Below are 20,739 nucleotides of genomic sequence, written 5' to 3' on the forward strand. Positions count from 1 at the left end.
GCCTGGGTCATCGCCTGCGGATCGGCGGCGTTGCTGACCTGTTGCAGCTTCAGGCGCGAACGGGTAACCCGGGTCAGAAATGCCTGCAGGCTCAAGCTGTCTGCGCCGACCCCGGCGTCCTTGCCCATCAGCGCCAGCAGCGGGCCGAAGGTGGCGTCCAGCGGGCCGTGTGTGGTCGGCAGCGACTGGTCGATCATCTGCGTCTTGTCGCGGCCGATGAGTTTTTCTGCCGACTTGAGCAGGGTTTCGCTCAGCGCCTGGGTGCGGTTGCCGGCCTGGCCCTGCCAGGCGAGGCTGTTCATCAGCGCGATCAGCGGCGACTGGCGCACGTCGCTCATCAGCGTCAGTTGATCGATGACATCGCCGAGGCTGTCGGCGCGCTGCCAGCGCAGGCTGTTCAAAAAGCTCAGCCAGGCGCTGCCGTAATCCTGAAAATAGCGCGCGATCAGGCGCTCGCGGAGCATGTCGGGGGTCAGATCCGAGGCAATATCGCCTTCACGATCACTGAGCACCCAGTCGATCTTTTCGCGGCGCGCCTCGGCGATGTCGTCGATCGCCTGACGCACATGGCCTTCCCAGGCCTGGCGAGTGAACACGCCGGGCACCCCGGCGGTGGTGGAAAACAGCGCCCAGGCATCGGTCTCGCCGAGCAGGTCCTGCAAGTCCAGTGGTGAATAGTGCGACGCCGCCGTATCCAGCACCTGACGGTAGAGGCTGGTTTCGGCATTGCGCCGGCCCATCTGGCCGATCAGCACCTGCCGCGCCTGAGCCAGCAATTGCGGATCGACTTCGATGCGCCACTCGGGATGGTCTTTCAACTGTTCGGCGTAAAACTGCCACATCGGCGCTGACAGCGTGGCCCAGAGCATGGTTGGAACACCGGCACGCTCGGGCTCGGCCTGTTCCAGTGTGCGGGCCAGAAAAGCCGCATCGACCCGCTCGGGTCGAGCCATCATCAGATAGGCCTTCAACTGCTCGTAGGCCGCTGGCGCGCGCTCATTGCGTTCAGGGCTGTCCGGCGGCAAGGCAACCAACGCCGCCAGCTGCCGTTGCAAATTGGCTGCCGCCGGGTCGCGCATCAGCCGCTGATTGGCCTCGACGTAGCGCGGCCACAGCGCATCCATCGTCGCCTGATTTTGGCTCAGGCCGAAACGCAGGTACCACGGCTCACCGTTTTTCGCGCGATGGTCCAGCCGCCCCAGTTCGCGCATCAACTCATGCAGCGCGAACACCTGTTGCTGCTGATTGCCATCCGGTTGCACCGCCGCCAGATGGCTCTGAATCTCCAGCACCTGCGCGCGGTTGCTGACAAACGACAACAACAAACCGGCGCCCCACAGCGCCGCCAGACTGATCATCGCCACGTAAGCGATGCGCGTCGGCGGCCAGCCGATCCGCCGCGTGCGACCGGGCTTGTCCCCCAGAATCCCCAGCCACGCCGCGTCCATCAGCCAGAACGAAGACGCCTCCCCCGCCGCCTTGACCGTTGGCGCCACCGGCTCGCCAAACCACAAGCCGCGCAACGTCACCCCCGGCACAAACCGCCCGAACAACGGCGTCAGCGCCTGCGCCCAACGGGCAATGCCCTCGGCCTGCAAATCACGGGACAACCGCAGCAGAAAATCGTGATGCTCCTGCCCCTGCATCTGCGCCCAGCCCATCTCGGCCATCGGCTGCACCAGCCCCTCCAGCGCCTCGCTCAGGGCTTTCGCGGTCGGTGGCGACGGCAACACACACCCCACCGGCTGCGTCTTGCGCCCGCTCTGCGACCACTGCCCCGGCGTCACCTGCCAGACATGCAACGGCAGCTGCCAGCGCAGCTTGCGAGCCAGCTCACGCAAGTGGCGCACGCCCTGGGTCATGGCCGACGCGTCACGGCTCTGGGTTTCGTTCAAGGCCCAGACCACACCGCCCAGGGCGCGCCAGCGGCAGAGGGATTGCCATTGCTCAAACAGCGATTTATCTGGCATCCCTTGCACGCTGCCGCCCCAGATCAACACCAGCCCTTCGCCTTCCAGCCATTTGCTTTCAGGCAAGTCAGGGGCCAGGGCCTTGATCTGCTCCGGCTCGCCGAACACCAACAGCAGGCGGAATTTGCGGCGCCAGAACGGGCCGTGGATCTCACTCAGGGTGGGACGAAGCGTTTTCAACTGATCCGTCGCCGTCACGTCGGGCGCCATCTGCGCATCGGACTGCGGCAGCACGCCACTGCTTCGTGCCTGTGCGGTATCACGTTGCGCCTTGAGCTGATCCAACAGGCGCGGCAGCACCCGCAGCAGGAAGAAGGTCATCAGAATCGACAAAAAGGCCAGCACCTGATGGGCACGCTCGGTCAGCCCGAGAGCAGGTCCGTATCGGGTAATGCCCCACGCGATGCCACCCGCGACCGCCGCAAACAACACCACGGCGCCGAAAAAGCGCCAACGGCTACTTGAAACACTCATACCGACTCCTTGGTCGTGATGGTACTGATCCAGTGCTGCGTCCCGTCCTGAGTCAGCAGCAATAAAGGTTGTTGCCGATGCCGCGTCAGCTCGATGCCGAGCACGGCCACCAGCCAATGGCCGAGCGGCCCCGGCACGCCGCTGAGGGTTTCCGTGATTGTCTGAGCCGTCGGCTCCAGGGCGCCCTCACCAGTGCTGGCCGCCAACAGACGGCCGTTCAGCGGCAGCCAGTCAGCACGGTCCGCCAACAGCCCCGTGGCTTCGCGGGCACTCGCCTGGGTTTGCAGAAACAGCGCGAACTCCTGCTCCAGCGGTCCGGCTTGCAGCGGCATCGGTCGTAGCCACGTCGCCGTGCGTGACCACGCGTGCTTCTCGGCCAACGCATCCGGGCACAACAACAGCGCCGCCAGACCGTCGGAATACGCTGCTTCGCCGTTCACCTGCAGCACCACGATCAACTCCACCGCCGTGCTGGCGGTCTTCAGTGTTTCTTCGATCCAGTGCGGCGACAGTGCTGCCGCAAGGCTGACGCGAGCCGGCTCCAGCGGCGTCTTCAGACGCGCCCAGCCTTGCTGCCAATGCGCCTGGGCTGCCGGATAGTCGGCGGGCGGAATGTCGGTAAGTAACGTCACGTTCAGCGTCTGAGCGGCGGGCAATACCGTCAATGAAGCAGCCAGCGTCGCCAGCAACTGGTCGATACCGGCCTGCACCCGCGCGTCGCACTTGGCCGGCAAGCCGTCGAGACGCCGTGCCTGCCCTGTACGTGGCGGCAATGCCTGCCCTCCTTGCGCTACAGAACTGGCCGAGACCTGATCCGGCAACAACAGGCAAGTGCCAAGCACCGCCATGCCCCGCTGCCCCCAACGCTGCCAGGCATCCTGCGCCTCACGGGCCGTGGCCTGCTGAGACTCGAAACGGCTCAACGCCCCGCCATGACCATAGGCACGACCCGCAAACGCCAGCCCCACCGCCACCACTGGCGACGCACACAACAGCCAGACATTCAACACCTGCAACGAAGGAAGTGCGGCGTAAAGCAAAAACAGCAGAACGCCGATCAACACCGCGATGACCAGCGCCACACTCCAGCGCGCCATCGAGGGTGGCATCGGCGCCTGCGCCACCTCGGGCGATCGACGATTCCAGGCCATGACTCAAGCCACCGCGCAATCGGACGTGCTGGCAATCACCAGACAACCACAGGCCGTGACACAGCCATTGACCACCAGCGCACGGCTATTTTCAGACCAGCCCTGACAGCCCTGCAGAATCGGGTTGACCCCATGAAAGGGAAGCGGACAGGCAACCAGATCACCGACCAGCGCAACCTTTCGGCCGGCCACGATATGGGTGGAAGAAGCAGAAATAACGGCGCCACCGTGGGTGGTGGGGTCGCCTAACAGGACAAATGCTTGGGGCATATCAAGTGCACTCTATAAAAATTGGGAAGGCATTTATTTTGACAAAAAGCATTATTTTCTTTTTGCCTCTAACAAAAACCGCTGCCTGCGCCCAAAAGTATCCCCATTAAAATCCCCAGAACGATACCTCGACACTAAATCGACCAACATCCACACTTCCACGCACTTATCCTTATCCAGCGTTACCCCTTGAAAATCCGTAGGCCAACCATCAAAAAAAACAGTATCAGCATAACTATTACTGACAAACGTCCTTTCAGTATCATTACAGAGATTAAATTCAAAGATACTCTCCCGCGCCTCGCCAGGAAATTGTCCGACCCATTCTTTATTTATAGCCCAGCCTAAATCCAGGCGAGGATCATCACCATCACTATATTTCCCTTGATGAAATGCTATCGTCTTTATCTGGCTGCCATCAGACCCGAGCGTTACAGGCATCCAGTATTTAATATGATTAGGCTCACCCGTTTGGTCATGACTGACATACCTAACACCTTTTATGCCCTCCATCCGCCTAAACTGCCAAGCCATAACTCTACCGTCAGCATTATCAGTCTTCATGACAACTGGAACATAAATCTCCTCTGGCGTCGAGGATAAAATCTTACTAACGGGGATCGTCACCGTATGACTGCAAGCGGAAATACCCAACGCAAAAAACACCAACCAAAGCCTATAGATAAAAACCTTCATCACGCCCCAACCTATGTTTAATTAATTCCATGCACAGCCTTATTTTTTCCTTGCGGCGTCAATCAACTTCTTGGCCTCTGCAGCCTCGCGGATAGCCTGCAAACGGCTCATGTTAGGATGCCATTTCCCATCAGAATATATGCTTCCATCGGGATAGGTATAAGTCGTATAGACCCCATCCCGCTTAACCTTAGGCCCTTGCGACCTTAAAACAAAGCCAGCATGAAAAGCAGGCTCAAAATATATCGAGCTCGCCTTGCCAACATGATAGTTCTTATCAAGATATATCCCACTCGTGACAATAATTCTTTTTCTGTAACCTCCTAAAAACCCCTCATTAATCCACGGATAGTAATCCTGTTTAAACACTAAATCATCTGAGCCACTCTGCTGATTACCCCCCCTGTCGAAATTAATAACAATTCCACTACCGCCTCCCGGGGCAACATCAGCTCCGTAAACACCTGGATTTCCATGAACCATATAAAATCTGGTATTGCTTAAACGCCACTGGCACCACCCACCGCCACTTCTGGGCAGCTTCATTTCATATACATCCGTATCACCAACACGCTGAAATGATGATGTGTTAAATACGTGATGCGCATCCACGTACGATCGCCTATAGCTACTGTCATGAGTAGCTCGTTTGCAAATACTTGAGCTATACAAGGACCACACTCGCTCCACCTTCAGCTCTTGAGGTATTTTGATCCTGATAGTGACATACTCACCCTCCGCAGGAGGCCGGAAGCTTATGTTTTTCGCACAGCCAGATGACATAGCGAAGAAAACAACAAGCAACGTGTAATATATACGGCTCACTTCTTTGACTCCGTAGCCAAACGTATGGCCTCAAGCCTTTTCAAGCTTGGCGGCCATTTCCCGTCTGAAGAAACGCTACCGTCAGGATACGTATAAGTCGTATAATGGCCTTTCATTTGAACTTTCGGCCCAACTGACCGCAACTCGTATTGCGAATGAAAAATCGGCTCAAAATAAATCTTTTTAGCCGCTAAGGCGCTATACATCAAATATGCATGAGCTCCGCCAAACATTCTTAAATCTTTCCAATAGCCTCCCAGAAAATTTTCGTCAATCCAAGGATAATAATCCTTCACCACCTCCAAATCACCATCCACATGGTAGTCCGCCCCCCCTCTGCTAGAGTCATTATTATCAAAAATGACGACGACTCCGCCTCCGCCGGAAAATGTAGTTGCTCCAAAAATAGCGGGCTTTAAAAATGCCACGCCAAAAGTGACGTTACTCAAGCGCCATTGACACTGCCCACCACCATTAACCGCCAGTTTTGCTTGATATAGATCTGTCTCCCCCAAACGACTGGGTTGGATTTCAATACTGTGGAATCCATCGACCTCATATGACCTGCCCGCACTGTCTCCTCTATTCTGAGTGCAAAGGGGCGAGCGATACATAACCTGCATCGTATCAGCCTCAAAATCCGAAGGCACTTTAACCGTTACCGTGACGTATTCATTGTCAGCAGGCGGCAAAAAACGTTCGTCTTTTGCGCAGCCATTCAATGACGTGACCCCAATCACCAAAGTAACCACGATTAATTTTTCTCTGATGGACATGCAACCTCCTTTTTTGAAAAAAGAGTGTTTTCCCAGCAGGTTTTATAAACCGCTTGTTGACTGGCTAACTGATCAAAGCGTGTCAGGCCTTCCGGGCCACCGTCTTCTCTCCAGGTGACCTCCACCGTATCTTTAACTTTGTTATGCAAATCCATAAAAAACTGGTTGCGGTCTACCTCATCCTCGATCAGTACTTCCATGCTGTTGTAGCGCCCCATCTGCTCCATGAATTCTTTGCGAGTGGCTTGCACTTCCAGTGGAGGTTCTCTCAGCGAATTGAGCGCCTCCAAAAAATTATCTCGTAGGTGCGTGGTGTAATGACTCATGGAGTGATTTCCAATACCAACCACACCACCCCGTTTCGGGTTTCCATGACGTGGAAAATAGCGCTCACGGGACTCCTCACTGAGCCCCTCGACCAGTTGCCTCTGCGCCACTTCAACTTTTGCATCGAGCTCCGGGACCAGCGTAGGTACCACGTGCATCATTGCGGTTACGGGTAATTTTTCTTTGATTGCCGTATTGGCGGATGCGCGATGACCAAATTTTTCGCCTTGAGGGCGATTCTTCGGTGCCTGTACCTCAGTATGCTGTGTCACCTCATAAAACATGACGGCCTCGCCATGATGACAATAAGGATCACCATATTTTAACAAGCCACTGGTCATTGCCTGACCTGCTGACCAAGCAAAGCCGAGTGCAGTACCTAAATACCCGTACACCTTATAGAGGTGGTTATCAATATTTGCCTCCGGCGGAACATTGGGGATGGTGTCGGTATCGTTGATGTGGCGGAAATGAGGGATATCACTCAAACCGCTCACAGCTTTGTGAGTAAATGTGCGCGGCATACCATATGTGTAAAGCAGCGGATTCGAATCTCTCAACTTCGCGGCGTGAAGCAGCCCCAGCGCACCACCCAGACTATGACCGCAAATAAATAAATCCCTACCACGCGCTAGATTAGGAACAAGCACTCGTAGTTCAGATACAAATAACTCATGCGCCAAATTGAAAGACTCGAGAAACCCAAAATGCACGCGTCCTTCTGCTGTGAGATCCGGGCACGGCACTATCGGCTGGCAACTCTCCAATGACTCGGACTTGACAGGGCGAATGGCAAGATCCGTGAACAAATCTCTATAGCGATTCATTTCAGTGCCACGCCATGCCACTAATACCTGTTCGAAGCTAACTGCGTAAAGCAGTTGAGTGTCTCCCTTTGGTTTTTTTGCATCGGCCGTATTCAACAATTCACCAACGGTGTAACGATCGTCAAAAGGCACGTCCTTAACGACGCAAGGCCAGTTCGGTCCGCCATCCCACACTCTGGGCGTGCGCGACATGTCTAGGCATTGGCGATCAAAGAAATACTTAATTGAGCCATGCATTAGGCCATTAACCTTGCTGTAAGCCAGGTTACTCATCAGCGCCAAGTTGTAGGCATTGGTCAGGCTGTATTCTTTCTGATGATGCAAAATCAGCGACCAGGCCCGCAGTGGACAGACTTCCAACACATGCCGACGATTCAGCTGTTCGTAACGGGCCGTGAAGCCGCTGTAAGTGGTATCCGGAAAATGGTACGGCGGCGGTGCTTTTGGGTCGTCCAGCTTAGGCTCAAAGTTGGGCAGGCGGTCGCACAGTTGACCGATGCGCAGATAGTGCCAGACATGGCCGTCGGCGTTTGCGCGTTGCTCAACGGGGGAAAAACCTGAACGCATTGGCCCATACACAGGCGTCGGATCACCCGGCACGGGATGCTCGGGTTCTGCTCGTTCAGTGCGCAGGCGCCTTTGCTGCAGCACTTCGGCCAAGGGATCGGCGGCCATCAACAACGTCATGTCGAGTGGATACAAACCTTCAAGGCGAATGACACCTTGCGCATCCGTCAGTCCTGAATATTCAGGTACACAGCCTTCACGCACGGCGTCATTGATCGCCCGCCACGGCAAGTTCGCCAGGGGGTCACCCATTTCGTCCAGCAACTGGAATTCAACCCAATGCTTTTTCTGTGGGCCGATGGTGACCGGCTTGTAGACGCAAACGGTATCCGTACGGTGCTCTCTGTCGTTCATGACTGTCCTTGATGATTGGTCATTCGGTATTTCATTAATTAATGGGCAAAGTTCAGCCATACAGAGGCACTTTTCTGCTTCTGTCTGTTATCTTCGATGTCAACTGAGCTGTAATGGAGCTCGATTCTTCAAACTGTCAGCTGCAACATCTCTAATCTGCACCTTTACTTTGCTTCACCTTGATCAGTTCGGCTTTAAAAGCTGGCCATATGGGGAGGCAAAACAATCGCATCCACAGTGCAGTCCAGGTTGCCGAAATCCGCCCCCACCATCCCCTACGCCGCCTTATTTCAATCAACCCCTCGATTTCCGAAATAATTTCTTCCGAAAATCCGGCCCAGACTGGTGGAATCGCCGTCATCATATTCCAGACACAAATGGGAGCGACCCGATAAAACACAGCAAACTCAATTTCTTCAACGGAGAAATCTGCAATCCTGCGGGCAATGCAGGCATACTCAATCTCCGTATCAATGAACAAATCGGAGAGTTCCATCCACAGCTTAGCGTCTTCTGATTTAGTCATCATCACTCTCCCACCAGTCTCTTGGAAATTTTCAAACTACATCACGTTGCACTTAGCAACAGCCTGGCGATGTCCTGATCATTCAACTCAGGGTAAATCTCACGAACATCGGAGATTGCCATCTCCAGGTAAGGGCCACGAATTTCCCCTTCGCTGGCTATAAAAGCAGCGGCATCGTCTCTCACCTCTATCGAAGAATAGCGATTACGAGAGTCGGACGTCTCATGACTCCATGTATAACTCCTCAAGCTCGTGGCGGTAGTAAAAACAGTCGGATAAAAAACCCATTCGCCTTCATCTGCAGACGCGGGCGGGATCATCGTCAGCGCTATCGCTACGCTGAGGCAGCACCTCTTCGTCTGACAGTACAGTAGCCTTAATTCCTTTTTTCTCACTGCACACCCCTATTCCCCATCAAAGAAAACTTCACAACATATCGACCAAGACAAAAGACGTCGACAATAGCGCACACCTAACCTGTCAAATTACTCTGCTCTATCTTTAGCAGTTCTGCCTTCAACAGCTTCCACTCAGTGAAGCAAAACAATCGCATCCACATAGCCGTCCATTTGGAACACACAAGCCCCCATACTCCCCGTCTCGCACGCTTTTCTATCAGTGCTTCAATTTCGGGTATTACGTCCTCCTCCTCAAACCACCACCATATGGGTGGAGGAGTCACTACCATATTCCAAACACAGACAGGACCGACTCGGTAAAGCACCGCGAACTCCAGCTCGTCCATCGAGTATTTGCTGACGTCACGAGCGATACCCGCGAAGTCAACATTGTTGTCGACGAATAGCGCCGACAGCGTCATCCATAGTTTTATTTCATCTGGTGTAGCCGCCATTGCTCCTCCATCACCTTCCTTGATGATTTTATATTTCCCGTTAAGCCTTACCCTATAGCAACCTGACAACATCCCACTCAAGTCGAGCCGCCTACACGCACCGGACTCAGTTTACCGCGCAAGTTTTTTGCTTCCATATCTCAGCTTTTAACTGATCCCACACGCCGGAATAAACAAGGCGTATCAGCTTCACCTTAATTTTCGACATCGCCTTTCCGAAAAAACCTCTTTTGGATTCTTTCTGTATGAGCAAGCGAATATCCTCAAGCAGTTTTTTCTCATTAAAAAACCAGCACACAGGCGGCACGGATGCCAGTCCATTATAAATACATACAGGTGCCACTCTCTCAAAAAGCGCAAACTCTATTTCTTCTAACGAATACTCCTTCACAGCCCGAGCGACGAGGGGAAAGTCAGTCTCTGTATCCACAAATATGTCAGATAGTGCCAGCCAAAGCTTCTGGTCGTTTAGTTCGAGTTCCATTTCGAAAACTCCTCAAGCTCATCATCATAAAGCTCAAAAATTTCAGAGGCGACCAATCCACCAACAATGCCTCCCGCGAGCACAACTCCCACCGCACATATCGGGGCCGCAGGCCCGCATAAAGGAATAACTGCAAGACCGGCGAGTGTAGACCCTGCAACCCCGCCACCGATCAGAGCACCTTGTTTGGCGGCTTCCTTAATCTTATTTTCGGCATTTATTATACTAAATGCGGCATAAACAACAGTAACAACGACCAGCACACTCCCCGTAACTCGCAAAGCCTTATTCAGCGCATTAAATATTGGATCAGCCTTCGCAGAAGAACGAATCATCCTGTAATAAACCTTCTGCTTCTCAGATTCAGAAAGCATTGAAAATTTCTTACCGTGTTCACTCGCAGCATATTTTGCTTTCAATTCGTCTTGCGTCGGAGGAATCTCTTTCTTCCACTCCGCAAACGCAAGCCCCTGCACAGAAGTTTTTGCTCTGGTCTCTGCCATTATCTGGTTGCGCATGTGATAGCAATGTTCTGCTGCTGCAATGACGGAAGTGCGCCCTTCCTTCACCTCTGCAAGCATCGCAGCCTTTACTCTCAGGATATTGCGATTGTAATTTTGACGATGCTTAGCATCCTCAATCATATCGTACGAAAATCTTATCGCAGCCCCTTCGAAACTCTCTACTGCTCTCCTCAGGATTTCATCCTCAATGGTGATTTCCTCACCCAACTCCAAGAGCCTTTTATATGTAAACATGCACTTATCCCTGAATATCTTTCAGCAGTTGTTCGGTGAGACTTGGCACTTTCTCATCCGTCCCCACGCCGTCCATATCAAACTGAACGCCGGTGCTGCCGGTGAGCGGGTAGAAATTCACTTTGTTGTCACTGCCGAACTTGCCTGGATACATCGTGCCGTCGTCCATGGTGACTGTGCAGGTCAAGCCTTCGTAGTTATGATCGACGGGGCCTGACACGACGATGCGTCTTTCAGCTTCTGGATAATCAATCACCACATCCCCCGGCAACGCCGTGTGCACCGGCATGGTCTTGCCGTCCTTGTCGGTCACGCCGGTGAACACTTCGCCCTGTGGGGTGGTGATGCGGTAACGGGCAAACGGCGCAGCGCCTTCGGGGTCGCTCAGGTTGTAGGCGGCGGAGTAGCCTTTCGGGATGGGCGTTGCGGGTGTGCCTACGGTATTGGCGCCTGACTTTTCGACCTGCGCGCCTTTGAGGTAGATATTGCCGGGGGCGCCTATTTCAATTTCGCCGCCCTTGATGCGGATGTACGCCCCACCGCAATTCAGCACCAGTTCTTCGGGAGCGGAGATTTCGACGCGGCCGCCTATGCTTTCGATTTTGATGTCGGTGCCAGCCAGTGCATGAAGTTTTCCGCGTTGTGCATGCAGATCGACATTGCCCTGGGCGGCCTTGAATTGCAGATCGGCTTTGTTAGCGCAAAGACTGATGGCGTCTTCGGCGGTAGCGGTGATGGTGGTGCCGGCACTGATATCGGTGTTGTGGGCCGAAATAACGCCGATGCTTTCCTGACCGGATGCCAGGCGAATCGCTTCCGGACTGACAATGCCAATGCCTGATGGCGCGTGCAGCAGCAGACCAGGCTGGGCCAGATTGGTCAGTGCGTCGCTCAGACGTGACTGACTGTCGACATCACCAGGAGTGCACTTTGCACTGCGAGCGGCCTGTGCCATGGAACGCGCAAGCGAGAGTGCGCTTTCCAATTGCACAATGGCTTCTTCCATGTCCATTTGCTTGCCGTGCGCTTTGGCTTGTTCCTCGGCACTGATAAAGATGCCTTTGCCACCCCGAATCGCGCCCCAGCCATCGGTGCGCAACTCGAAGCCTTCACCGCGCTTCTTCTTGTTCGAGTCCACCAAATGCCCAAGATTGAGCTGGCTCTTGCCGCTGTGCTCGGTGCTGAGCTTGACGTGCTCCTTGCCTCGCAAATCTTCCATGCGCAGTTTGTTGTTGGCCGGAGTGCGCAGGACGTTGCGGCGGTAGTCCTCGCGAGCCAGGGTGACGTGGTCGGGGTGCTGATTGTCGTGCAGAGCGTGGGCGATGTAGGGGCGGTCAGGGTCGCCCTGTTCGAAGGCCACGGCCACTTCGGTGCCGCAGATCAGCGGCAGGTGCAGGCCGTATTTTTCGCCGGCATACGGGCGAGCCAAACGCAGCCACAGGCTTTCTTCGCCGATGGTCCAACTGTCGCGGTCGAACAGGAAGTTGACCTTGTAGCGGCCTTCCTGGTCGATGTGGCTGTAGGGGTCGTACTCGCGGTTGCTGGTGACGCGGGCCGGGAGGGTGCCGGCGATGCGTGGCTTTTTCTGCAGTGGCGGGCGGAAGCAGATCCGGTCGGCGAAGGGAATGGCCTCGAATTCGACGGTCAGGCTGCGGTCGCGGGCGGCGGTGAGTGTCAGGGTGGTGATCACGGTGCCACGGTGGAACGCCTGGGGCGCCCCTTCGATGTCCAGCACCTGGGCCAGCGCCAGCGACGCGCTGTTGCTGGTGCCGCTCAGGCGGGTCTGGTCGTTGAGGTAGCGTTCGTGGCGCAGGCGCGCATAGAAATAACCGCTCTCGCTTTCGAGCTTTTCGTCCTGATCGAATTTGTCGCCCAGCACGGTGTAGTGCTCGGCGTAGTGATAGGCCTCGCCGTAGGTGGTGGTCGCGCCATTGCTCAGGATCGCGCCGTGGGCGCTGAAGGTGCCACGGCTCTGGTCGACTTCGCTGGTCAGGTGCGCCGTGATGTTGCGCGGGTCGTAGGCGCGGAAGGCGATGTTTTTCTCGACCACCTTGTGCTGCGTCTGCAGGCTCCACACGGCGTCTTCGTCGGTGTTGCTCAGGCCGCCCGGCGGACGGCAAGGGATCGCCAGCTTCGGACGCAGGTTCTGGTAGTGGCGCTGGTCGTCGTGAAACTCGACCACGTCGATGTCCAGCCGCTCGTCACTGACGAAGCGGAACCAGATGCCGACCTCGGCGAGCAAACGGGTGATAAACGCCAGGTCGCTTTCGTCGTACTGCATGACCTGCTGGCGGCGCGGGTACTCGCGGATGACGTTGAAGAAGAAGTCCTGGCCGCGGAAACCATGGCGCGTACGCAGCACATGCTCGACGATCTGCGGCACCGATTTGTGCTGGTAGATGCGGTACTGCTGGCCGCGACTCAGCAAGGCCAACCGCGGCTCAAGGGTCACTTCGTAGCGCGCTTCGTCCTTCGAGGCTGACAACCGACGAAAGCCGGTAATCACGCCATTAAGCGTGCGCAGCGGCTTGATTTCCGGCACCGGATAGCCGGGAAACACGAAGGGCGGCGGCTTGGGTTTGGCGTAGAGGCTGAAACGCGCCGGCTGCCCGAGGATCTGCTCCACCACGATGTCTTGCACCGAAGAGGTGAACTCGATGGTGTAGCCGAAGGGTTGGCTCAGGCACTCCTGCCCCGTAAAGGTCAGCACGTCGAGCGGGGCATCGAGGTCGCGGACCCAGAGTTTGTGGCGGGAGTGGTCGAAGAAGGTGAGCAGTTGACTCAGCATGTTTGCCCCTCCACCGCCTCAGGTTGCGTAAGGCCGGACGTATCGCTGAATTGCAGGGCGATACCGTCGCTGTCGCTGTAGTCCAGCGTCACTTCACTGGTCGGCAGGCCAAGGGCCTGACGCTGCAGCAGTTGCTGGCTGAGCACCGGCAGAATCTGTTGGTTGAGCAGGCTGTCGATATTGCGCGCGCCACTGTCCGGCAACAGACAGGCACTGACCAGCGCGTCGTGCAGACGCTCCTCGATACGGCACTCCAGGCCGTAGTGATGACGCAGGCGTCTGGCGACCTTGCCCAGCTTGACAGCGACAATGGCGCGCAACGCCTCTGCTTGCAGCGGGCGGTAGATCAGGGTCTGGAAGCGAGCAAGCAACGCCGGCTGGAAGTGATCGCGCAGAATCGGGCGCAGCAGCTCCTGCAATGAGGCCTCGCTGGCGTCGGCGTGCGCGTCGAGGTAGCTCTGCAGTTCGTCGCTGCCCAGATTGGAGGTCATCACGATCACGGTGTTGCGGAAGTCGATCTCCCGCCCTTCGCCATCGCGCATGAAGCCGCGATCAAATACCTGGTAGAACAGATTGAGCACATCGCGGTGGGCCTTCTCGACTTCATCGAGCAAAACGACGCTGTAAGGACGCTGGCGCACCGCTTCGGTCAGCACGCCGCCCTGACCGTAACCGACGTAACCGGGCGGCGAGCCCTTGAGCTGGCTGACGGTGTGAGCTTCCTGATACTCGGACAGGTTGAGGGTCACCAGCGAGCGTTCGCCACCGAACAATTGGTCAGCCAGCGCCAGCGCGGTTTCGGTCTTGCCGACGCCACTGGTGCCCACCAGCAGAAACACACCCAGCGGGGTTTTCTCATCGGTGAGGCCGGTTTTCGCTGCGCGCAGGCGCTGAGCCAGCGCACCAAGGGCGTGATCCTGGCCCATGACTCGCTCAGCGAGTTTTTGCTCCAGTTCGAGCAGGCTGGTCTGTTCGTTTTTCAGCAGATTGCCCAGCGGTACACCGGTCCAGTCGGCAACCACCTCGGCCACGCTGCGGGCGTCGACGTCCAGCGACACCAACGGGCGTGTGCCCTGCACCTGCGCCAGTTGCTGCTGGAGGCGCGCGCAATCGTCACGCCGCGATTCGTCCTGACGGGCATCGAGCAATTCACGGCTCAAACGCAGCTCGTCGCAGTACTGCTGCTCAAGCGCTGCCAGTTGAACACTCAGCTCGATCTGACGCTCGGCGATCCGGGCCAGGCGTTCGCAAGTCGGGATGCCTTGCAGCCGCATGTCGTCTTTCAGGGCCAGGCGCTCTACCTCCAGCGCTGCCTGTTCAGCCTTGAGCCGCACCAGCACCTGCGGCTCGCAATCCACACTCATGCGTACCCGGGCGCTGGCGGTGTCCAGCAGGTCGACGGCCTTGTCCGGCAGTTGGCGACCGGTCAGATAACGCCGCGACAGGCTGACCGCTGTTTCAACGGCGGCATCGAGAATATGCACGCCGTGGTGGCGGGCGTAACTCGGCTTGAGTCCGCGCAACATCACGCAAGCGTTGGCGTTGTCGGGCTCGTCAACCTTGACGATCTGGAAGCGCCGTTCCAGCGCTGCATCGCGCTCGAAGTATTGTTTGTACTCCGCCCAGGTGGTGGCGGCGATGGTGCGCAACTCACCACGAGCCAGCGCCGGCTTGAGCAGGTTCGCCGCGTCGGCACCACCGGCCTGGTTGCCGGCACCGATCAGGGTGTGGGCTTCGTCGATGAACAACAGCACCGGGTTTTCCGATTTCTGCACGGCGTCCATGACGTTTTTCAGGCGCTGTTCGAAGGCGCCTTTGACCCCTGCCCCCGCCTGCAGCAAGCCCAGATCGAGGGTGCGCACGCTGACCGATTTCAAGCTGTCAGGCACCAGCCCCTGCACGATGCGAAGCGCCAGCCCTTCCACCAGCGCCGTCTTGCCGACGCCGGGTTCGCCCACCAGAATCGGGTTGTTCTTGCGACGACGGCTGAGGATGTCGATGACCTGACGGATCTCGTCATCGCGTCCAAAAATCGGGTCGATCTGTCCGGCGCCGGCCTTCGCGGTGATGTCTTGGGTGTATTTGTCGAGCACGTCGTCAACAGGCTGTTTCGCACTGGCGACGGGCGCGGTCGAAGCCAGCTCCGCGACTGTGTGCTGATCTTCCGGCAGGTGCTCTTGCCGCGCCTGCGGCGCCTCTTCGGAATTCTGATCGAGCAGCATGGACAGTTGCTGAAGCTGGGGCTTGCCAAGGCTCAGCAACGGCCATGCGGCATCGCACGCCAGCAACTGCGGACTTTCAATCAGGGCACCGAGCAAGTGAACAGAGCGCAACTCGTCGTTGTTGTCGTCCAGCGATGCCAGCAACCAGGCACTCTTGATCAGCGTCTGCAACTTGTCGCACAGCTGCGGTTTGCTGGTGATGCTGCGCGGCAGTTTGTCCAGATGATCGAGCAGACCGCCCCACAAGGCTTCGATGTCCCACTCGTAGCGACGCACGATCAACGGCAGATCTCCACCGTCCTGCTCCAGCAGCTTGAGCAACCAGTGCTCGATACTGACGTGCGCGTGGGCACGGGTCTGACACAAGGATGCCGCCGCGCTCAGCGCCTGGGCACAGTAGGGGTTAAGACGACGAAGCAGACGAGTGGCGTTCGGTACCATGCGGGTACGTCCTTGTTTTCAGTGCGAATGAATGAGAAGAGCGACGACGGGTGGCTCGATGTGTCCGGTTGAACAGCCCACAATGGCTGCTCAACCCGAAACACGGAGAACCGGCAGGCGTAACCCGCCTGCCGGTGCTTCAAGCGTCAGGCGCTATTACGCTCACTCCAGGAATCGGAGTGGATGATGTTGCCGTCCTTGTAGGTCCAGGTGATCTTCTCGTAGCGCAGTTCGACCTGTTCCAGATGGTTGTGCTTCTCCTTGGACGGGTCCTTGACGTCGTGCATCTTCGGAGCGACAGCCACCACCTTCACGTTTTCCAGTTTGGTGTTGAAGTACTCGACTTCCTGGCCGGCGTGGCTGATGCGGTACCACTTGAACTCGGCGCTCTTGAGCGTCTGTCCGGAGGTGACCGCCTTGTACAGATACGGGCTGGACGAGTCGATGTTCTTGGTGAACTGGAACGGCGTGTGGACGCGCGTGCCGGTCAGCTTGCCGGTGTTGCTATCGGTAGGGATGTAGACGCTGTGGTCCTGAGCGATGACCTCGATGCTGCCTTCGCGCTTTTCCACGTCGACCGAGCCCTTGATCTCTGCACCACCATCGTCTTGCAGCCACAGATAAACCGGAATTGCCATGTGAAGCTCCTTCGTTGACTAACGTATGGCCGCGTCATGCGGCCGGGGGAGTACCGTCCGCTACCGGTCGGGAAGACACGCAGGCCCCCGCTTCCGGCACCAGACGAATATCGACTCGACGGTTGGCGCTACGACCGACCTCGATGTCATTGCTGGCGATGGGCTGATCGGCACCAAAGCCCTGCACTGCAAAGCAGCTGTCATGGATGTCGCCCATGCGCTGCATCCAGTCGCGTACCGACGCTGCGCGGGCACGGGACAGTTGAAGGTTGTGTTCTGCGCCGCCGGTGGCGTCGGTATGGCCGGTGATCACGATCAGCCAGCCGGGCTGCGCCTGGATGTGCTGCAACGCATTGATCAACACCTTGGTCGAGCCGGGCTTGAGTTCGGCACTGCCAACGCTGAACAAGGACAGGCTGTTCAGGCGAATGGGTTCGGCGATCTGTGCCGGCTTTTCAACGGGTGGCTCCCGATAACCGGCCACTGCGTCCAGCACCGGTACACGCAGACGGCCAGCCTGATAGAGCCCCAGTCCCAACGACAGCGGCTCACCGTTGCGGAAGTAGCCATCCAGCAACACGGCGTGTTTCCGCAGTACAGCGATCGCGCTTTCCCGCTGAACGAATTCCGGCTGGTCGCGCCGCTCAGCTGGCGGCAGCACGGAGTACCGATTCAGGTCATCGCTCACTCGCCGCATCAACAGCGTGTTCTGCCAGGCCGAACTCACCAGCGCGATCAGCGCGGCGCCGGTAAACATCCACAGAGCCAACACGTAGGTGCGATGGACCGCCGTATTTCCGACCGGTCTGGGCAGCAAAGTCAGCAGCGGATCGGGAAACGGCAGACAGTTGCCTTGCACGCTTGCCACCTGTTGCGTGTCGTCCAGCCCGGTCTTTTCACCTAGCCACTGTTGCCAGAGATGGCTGCCGGCCATTCGCGGCAGCTCCGGCACCAGGGTGATCGAACAGACCACGACGCGCTCTCGTGCCGGCAAATGAGGCAACACCGCTTCAGCCAGCCATTGCCCGGCGCTCTTTAGCTGGACGCAGATCCGCAAACGTTCTGCACGCTCGGTTGCGTCCGGAGCCTGACGCTGCCACTCGGCCAGGCCGGTGCAGGTGCCGGCATGGCGCACGCTGATCTGCGCCCGCTCGGTTTCCCAACTGAACCAGGCTTCATCGGCATTGGCGCCTTGCAAGTAGGTGACCAGTTGCAACGGCAGCGCAGCGCCAGCTTTGCGCGCCAAGGTCAGTTGATGGCACAGCGCACGAATCTGGCTCGCCAGACCCGCCTGATCGGTTTGCTCGAACGGGTTGATGGCAAACAGGACGCTCAGTTGCTTGCGCCAGTCCGGATGCATGGCGGTGAGGTGCGCGACCATCGTGGGCAACTGTGCGAGGGTCGGGACGCCGATGTAACAGCCCTGGGCCGTAAAGCGCACATTCGGGCGGTCCCCGACCTGCGCTCCGAACAGCCCGTGGTTATCACCGCATACCAACACCACGGGTTGCCGCTGAACAGACTGCAGCAAGGCATCCATGTCAGCGGCCACCCACGCCTGATGCAGGCTTTTCGCACGCTGTTCGGCACGCACCCACAGCGTTGCGGCCAGTGCACCGACCAGCGACACCAGCGCCAGACGCCATGGCATGGACATGGGCACGATGACGACCAGCGCCAGCACCAGCGCGACGGCCCACAGGCAAAGTCCGCGAGTCAGATTGAGTGACATGCCGACCTCACACTGGCAGAGGCGGGAACGAATCAATCAGCCCCACCAGATGCCGATCCAGCCCCAGCCAGACGGCAACCAGCAGCAGACAGGCCGCCACCCCATGAGCGATCGGTGAAATCAGCCAGCGCACAGGGTTGCGTGGGCGTCCGGCCAGCAGCCGTTTGACCGGGAAGCCATCGAGCTGCAATGGCGCTACACGCTCTTCCAGCTCGGCAATCAACTGCAGACGCTCGGGGTGCTCAACGTCGCTGTAACGACCGTTGAAACCCAGCAGCATGACCCGCAGGTAAACAGTCACCACGCTAGGGTTCGGCGATGGCTCACGGAGCACTTCGCGCATTTCTTCATAGAGAAATTCGCCCGCCTGATGACGGTTGAAAAAATGCGCCTGCAACGGCTCGCTGTCCCATCTCTTGCGGGCCTCCGGGGTCGCCAGGGTAAATACGCTTTCGTCGAGCAAGGCACACTGCGCATGGCTGATGTGGTCGATACTGCGCTGGCTCAGCCCGGACTCCTTGAGCGCTTCACGTACCGTTTCGATCTGCTGTGAACAGAACTCCCACAACGCGTTGCTGTTCTTCGCCGAGCCCCCCTGACGCAACTCGACCACCAGCAGATAGGTGTCCTGCAACAGCTCGTCGACATCGACGAGCGAGCGAAACGGTTTTTCCGATTTGAATAGGTTCATGCGCGCAGCACCGCAAACAGTTCAAGTTTCACGTCGGTAAACGTGCTCGGGACATAGAAAACGCAGTTACCTTCGGCCAGCACCGCCTGGCCGCTGGGGTGTTTCAGGTCCAGAGCGAAATACTGGTTTTCCAGACGCAGCGGGATCGCTGCCGGAACATGACTGAGGGGCTGCAGAGGAACGCCATCCAGTGCCGCGTTGACCAAACGTTGGACGTGGTCTTGTATGCCCACCTTGCACAGGCGCGGGAACTGACTCTGCAATTGCGCGGCCGACTCACGGCAACGCACGGAGAGGTAAAAATCAGCACCGTCAGGCTCTTTCAGACGAGGGTCGTTCAGCACGACCTTCCAGCGGTTGGCATCGACCTTTTGCAGATCCAGCGCAACCACACGGGACGGCAGGCTGGCTTCAAGCAACGCGGAAATCGTCTGCATCAACGGGGCAAAAACCGCTTCCAGTTGTTCATGGCGATAGGCCGGAATCTTGTCGATGTCGTGCTCCAGCGAGAACGTCAGCAGACTCCCGGCGAAGCGCACCAATTCCAGATAGACCTGCTCGGGGTGCCGCGCAGGAAACGCCTTGAGATCGCTCAGCACCGGCTGGTAGGTGTTCAAGGCATTGAGCAGCCAGAACAGCGACACATCCGCCACTGCAAAATCGGCCATGCGCTGATTGCTTTCGCGGCGCATGCCCATCAACCGTTGGCGCTTGGCAGACAGTTGAATCAGCAGATTATCCAGTTGCGTCAACAACGCCGGATGGGCGTCAAAGCTCAACAACGGAGGCACATACACAGGGTCGAGCATCCAGGCGCCCTGCGGGTCACGCTTGAGTCTGGCGATCGGGCATGTGACGTAATCGCCATTGCTGTCAGCGCCCAGACGCAGGCTCAGGGCATGTTCGAGCACGCCAACGGATTGTGCTTCATCACCGTAAACATCCTGCACCGTGCGCCAGTCCTGCCGAAAGCGCATGGGCCGGTCAGCCCTGCCCCCTTCAAAGAGGCAGTTGCCACCGTTGGCCTGCTCCAGCGGCAACGCCAGCAGCACGAGAGCCTCCTGAAGATTGACCGGCAGGCGCTCCAGCTCCAGTGCATCGGGAAGACGGTCCACCAGATCGGTATCAATCTGCGTGCCGTCCGGCAGACGCAGACACAACCGGCTCGCCTTGAGCTTGCCCAGCGACAATGTCTGCTGATCGAACATCACCGCCTGGACACCCCAGGGGTGGATCAGTGACAAGTGCGCCAGACGCTCGTTGGTCCACGCTTCCCACTGCGCCTGTTGCTGAAACTGCTGAGGAGACAGCAGCGCGCCTGCAGCCCACAAAGGGCGGTCAATCTTCATGAATCAGACTCCCTGTGCGA

At 57.6% G+C, this 20,739-nt stretch carries 18 protein-coding genes; all 18 read right to left on the reverse strand.

The window, feature by feature from the left end:
• Positions 1-2,444, reverse strand: a 2,444-nt coding sequence (locus ACIPL0_RS10420) for an ImcF-related family protein (RefSeq protein WP_400596554.1), incomplete at its 3' end; no start/stop codon positions are given.
• Positions 2,441-3,595, reverse strand: a complete 1,155-nt coding sequence (locus ACIPL0_RS10425) for a hypothetical protein (protein ID WP_400596555.1) — start codon at positions 3,593-3,595, stop codon at positions 2,441-2,443. The genes ACIPL0_RS10425 and ACIPL0_RS10420, both read right to left, overlap by 4 nt.
• A gap of 3 nt (positions 3,596-3,598) precedes the next feature.
• The gene (locus tag ACIPL0_RS10430) at positions 3,599-3,865 is read right to left on the reverse strand and encodes a PAAR domain-containing protein (RefSeq protein ID WP_400596556.1); all 267 of its coding nucleotides are present in this window, start codon (positions 3,863-3,865) and stop codon (positions 3,599-3,601) included.
• Positions 3,866-3,916: 51 nt separating this feature from the next.
• Positions 3,917-4,561: a hypothetical protein gene (locus ACIPL0_RS10435; protein ID WP_400596557.1), complete on the reverse strand. Its 645-nt coding sequence runs from the start codon at positions 4,559-4,561 to the stop codon at positions 3,917-3,919.
• A gap of 39 nt (positions 4,562-4,600) precedes the next feature.
• Positions 4,601-5,173 (reverse strand): hypothetical protein, encoded by a 573-nt coding sequence (locus ACIPL0_RS10440; RefSeq protein WP_400596558.1) that lies wholly within the window; start codon positions 5,171-5,173, stop codon positions 4,601-4,603.
• Positions 5,174-5,382: 209 nt separating this feature from the next.
• The gene (locus ACIPL0_RS10445) at positions 5,383-6,162 is read right to left on the reverse strand and encodes a hypothetical protein (RefSeq protein WP_400731529.1); all 780 of its coding nucleotides are present in this window, start codon (positions 6,160-6,162) and stop codon (positions 5,383-5,385) included.
• The gene (locus ACIPL0_RS10450) at positions 6,141-8,297 is read right to left on the reverse strand and encodes a lipase family protein (RefSeq protein WP_400596561.1); all 2,157 of its coding nucleotides are present in this window, start codon (positions 8,295-8,297) and stop codon (positions 6,141-6,143) included. Before ACIPL0_RS10450 ends, ACIPL0_RS10445 begins: the two co-directional genes overlap by 22 nt.
• Before the next feature lie 91 nt (positions 8,298-8,388).
• Positions 8,389-8,763: a hypothetical protein gene (locus ACIPL0_RS10455; RefSeq protein WP_400596562.1), complete on the reverse strand. Its 375-nt coding sequence runs from the start codon at positions 8,761-8,763 to the stop codon at positions 8,389-8,391.
• Positions 8,764-8,804: 41 nt separating this feature from the next.
• A complete protein-coding gene (locus ACIPL0_RS10460) occupies positions 8,805-9,083 on the reverse strand; it encodes a DUF2388 domain-containing protein (protein WP_400596563.1) in 279 nt (92 codons plus the stop codon).
• A gap of 152 nt (positions 9,084-9,235) precedes the next feature.
• Positions 9,236-9,697 (reverse strand): hypothetical protein, encoded by a 462-nt coding sequence (locus ACIPL0_RS10465; protein ID WP_400596564.1) that lies wholly within the window; start codon positions 9,695-9,697, stop codon positions 9,236-9,238.
• A 25-nt stretch (positions 9,698-9,722) separates the two neighbouring features.
• Complete coding sequence (locus ACIPL0_RS10470; RefSeq protein WP_400596565.1) at positions 9,723-10,100, reverse strand: hypothetical protein; 378 nt, start codon at positions 10,098-10,100, stop codon at positions 9,723-9,725.
• Positions 10,085-10,858, reverse strand: a complete 774-nt coding sequence (locus ACIPL0_RS10475; RefSeq protein ID WP_400596566.1) for a hypothetical protein — start codon at positions 10,856-10,858, stop codon at positions 10,085-10,087. The genes ACIPL0_RS10470 and ACIPL0_RS10475 overlap by 16 nt, the downstream gene beginning before the upstream one ends.
• 4 nt (positions 10,859-10,862) lie before the next feature.
• Positions 10,863-13,646, reverse strand: coding sequence for a type VI secretion system Vgr family protein (locus ACIPL0_RS10480; RefSeq protein ID WP_400596567.1), 2,784 nt, complete (start codon positions 13,644-13,646; stop codon positions 10,863-10,865).
• Entirely contained in the window at positions 13,640-16,309 is a 2,670-nt protein-coding gene (gene tssH / locus ACIPL0_RS10485; RefSeq protein ID WP_400596568.1) for a type VI secretion system ATPase TssH, read from the reverse strand. Before tssH ends, ACIPL0_RS10480 begins: the two co-directional genes overlap by 7 nt.
• Before the next feature lie 146 nt (positions 16,310-16,455).
• Positions 16,456-16,947 (reverse strand): Hcp family type VI secretion system effector, encoded by a 492-nt coding sequence (locus ACIPL0_RS10490; protein WP_400596569.1) that lies wholly within the window; start codon positions 16,945-16,947, stop codon positions 16,456-16,458.
• A gap of 34 nt (positions 16,948-16,981) precedes the next feature.
• Entirely contained in the window at positions 16,982-18,679 is a 1,698-nt protein-coding gene (locus tag ACIPL0_RS10495; RefSeq protein ID WP_400596570.1) for an OmpA family protein, read from the reverse strand.
• Between the two features lie 7 nt (positions 18,680-18,686).
• On the reverse strand, positions 18,687-19,370 hold the full coding sequence (gene tssL / locus ACIPL0_RS10500; RefSeq protein ID WP_400731530.1) for a type VI secretion system protein TssL, short form: 684 nt from the start codon (positions 19,368-19,370) through the stop codon (positions 18,687-18,689).
• Positions 19,367-20,719, reverse strand: a complete 1,353-nt coding sequence (gene tssK, locus ACIPL0_RS10505) for a type VI secretion system baseplate subunit TssK (protein WP_400596573.1) — start codon at positions 20,717-20,719, stop codon at positions 19,367-19,369. The genes tssL and tssK overlap by 4 nt, the downstream gene beginning before the upstream one ends.
• Positions 20,720-20,739 lie beyond the last annotated feature (20 nt).

Source organism: Pseudomonas sp. NPDC090208, assembly GCF_044746785.1.
Lineage (GTDB): Bacteria > Pseudomonadota > Gammaproteobacteria > Pseudomonadales > Pseudomonadaceae > Aquipseudomonas.

What these genes read in the sequence shown, in the direction of transcription:
- ACIPL0_RS10425 (WP_400596555.1), bottom strand. Translation starts at nt 3,595, where the DNA reads ATGGCCTGGAATCGTCGATCGCCCGAGGTGGCGCAGGCGCCGATGCCA.
- ACIPL0_RS10430 (WP_400596556.1), bottom strand. Translation starts at nt 3,865, where the DNA reads ATGCCCCAAGCATTTGTCCTGTTAGGCGACCCCACCACCCACGGTGGC.
- ACIPL0_RS10435 (WP_400596557.1), bottom strand. Translation starts at nt 4,561, where the DNA reads ATGAAGGTTTTTATCTATAGGCTTTGGTTGGTGTTTTTTGCGTTGGGT.
- ACIPL0_RS10445 (WP_400731529.1), bottom strand. Translation starts at nt 6,162, where the DNA reads ATGTCCATCAGAGAAAAATTAATCGTGGTTACTTTGGTGATTGGGGTC.
- ACIPL0_RS10450 (WP_400596561.1), bottom strand. Translation starts at nt 8,297, where the DNA reads ATGGCTGAACTTTGCCCATTAATTAATGAAATACCGAATGACCAATCA.
- ACIPL0_RS10455 (WP_400596562.1), bottom strand. Translation starts at nt 8,763, where the DNA reads ATGACTAAATCAGAAGACGCTAAGCTGTGGATGGAACTCTCCGATTTG.
- ACIPL0_RS10460 (WP_400596563.1), bottom strand. Translation starts at nt 9,083, where the DNA reads ATGATCCCGCCCGCGTCTGCAGATGAAGGCGAATGGGTTTTTTATCCG.
- ACIPL0_RS10470 (WP_400596565.1), bottom strand. Translation starts at nt 10,100, where the DNA reads ATGGAACTCGAACTAAACGACCAGAAGCTTTGGCTGGCACTATCTGAC.
- ACIPL0_RS10475 (WP_400596566.1), bottom strand. Translation starts at nt 10,858, where the DNA reads ATGTTTACATATAAAAGGCTCTTGGAGTTGGGTGAGGAAATCACCATT.
- ACIPL0_RS10480 (WP_400596567.1), bottom strand. Translation starts at nt 13,646, where the DNA reads ATGCTGAGTCAACTGCTCACCTTCTTCGACCACTCCCGCCACAAACTC.
- tssH (WP_400596568.1), bottom strand. Translation starts at nt 16,309, where the DNA reads ATGGTACCGAACGCCACTCGTCTGCTTCGTCGTCTTAACCCCTACTGT.
- ACIPL0_RS10490 (WP_400596569.1), bottom strand. Translation starts at nt 16,947, where the DNA reads ATGGCAATTCCGGTTTATCTGTGGCTGCAAGACGATGGTGGTGCAGAG.
- ACIPL0_RS10495 (WP_400596570.1), bottom strand. Translation starts at nt 18,679, where the DNA reads ATGTCACTCAATCTGACTCGCGGACTTTGCCTGTGGGCCGTCGCGCTG.
- tssL (WP_400731530.1), bottom strand. Translation starts at nt 19,370, where the DNA reads ATGAACCTATTCAAATCGGAAAAACCGTTTCGCTCGCTCGTCGATGTC.
- tssK (WP_400596573.1), bottom strand. Translation starts at nt 20,719, where the DNA reads ATGAAGATTGACCGCCCTTTGTGGGCTGCAGGCGCGCTGCTGTCTCCT.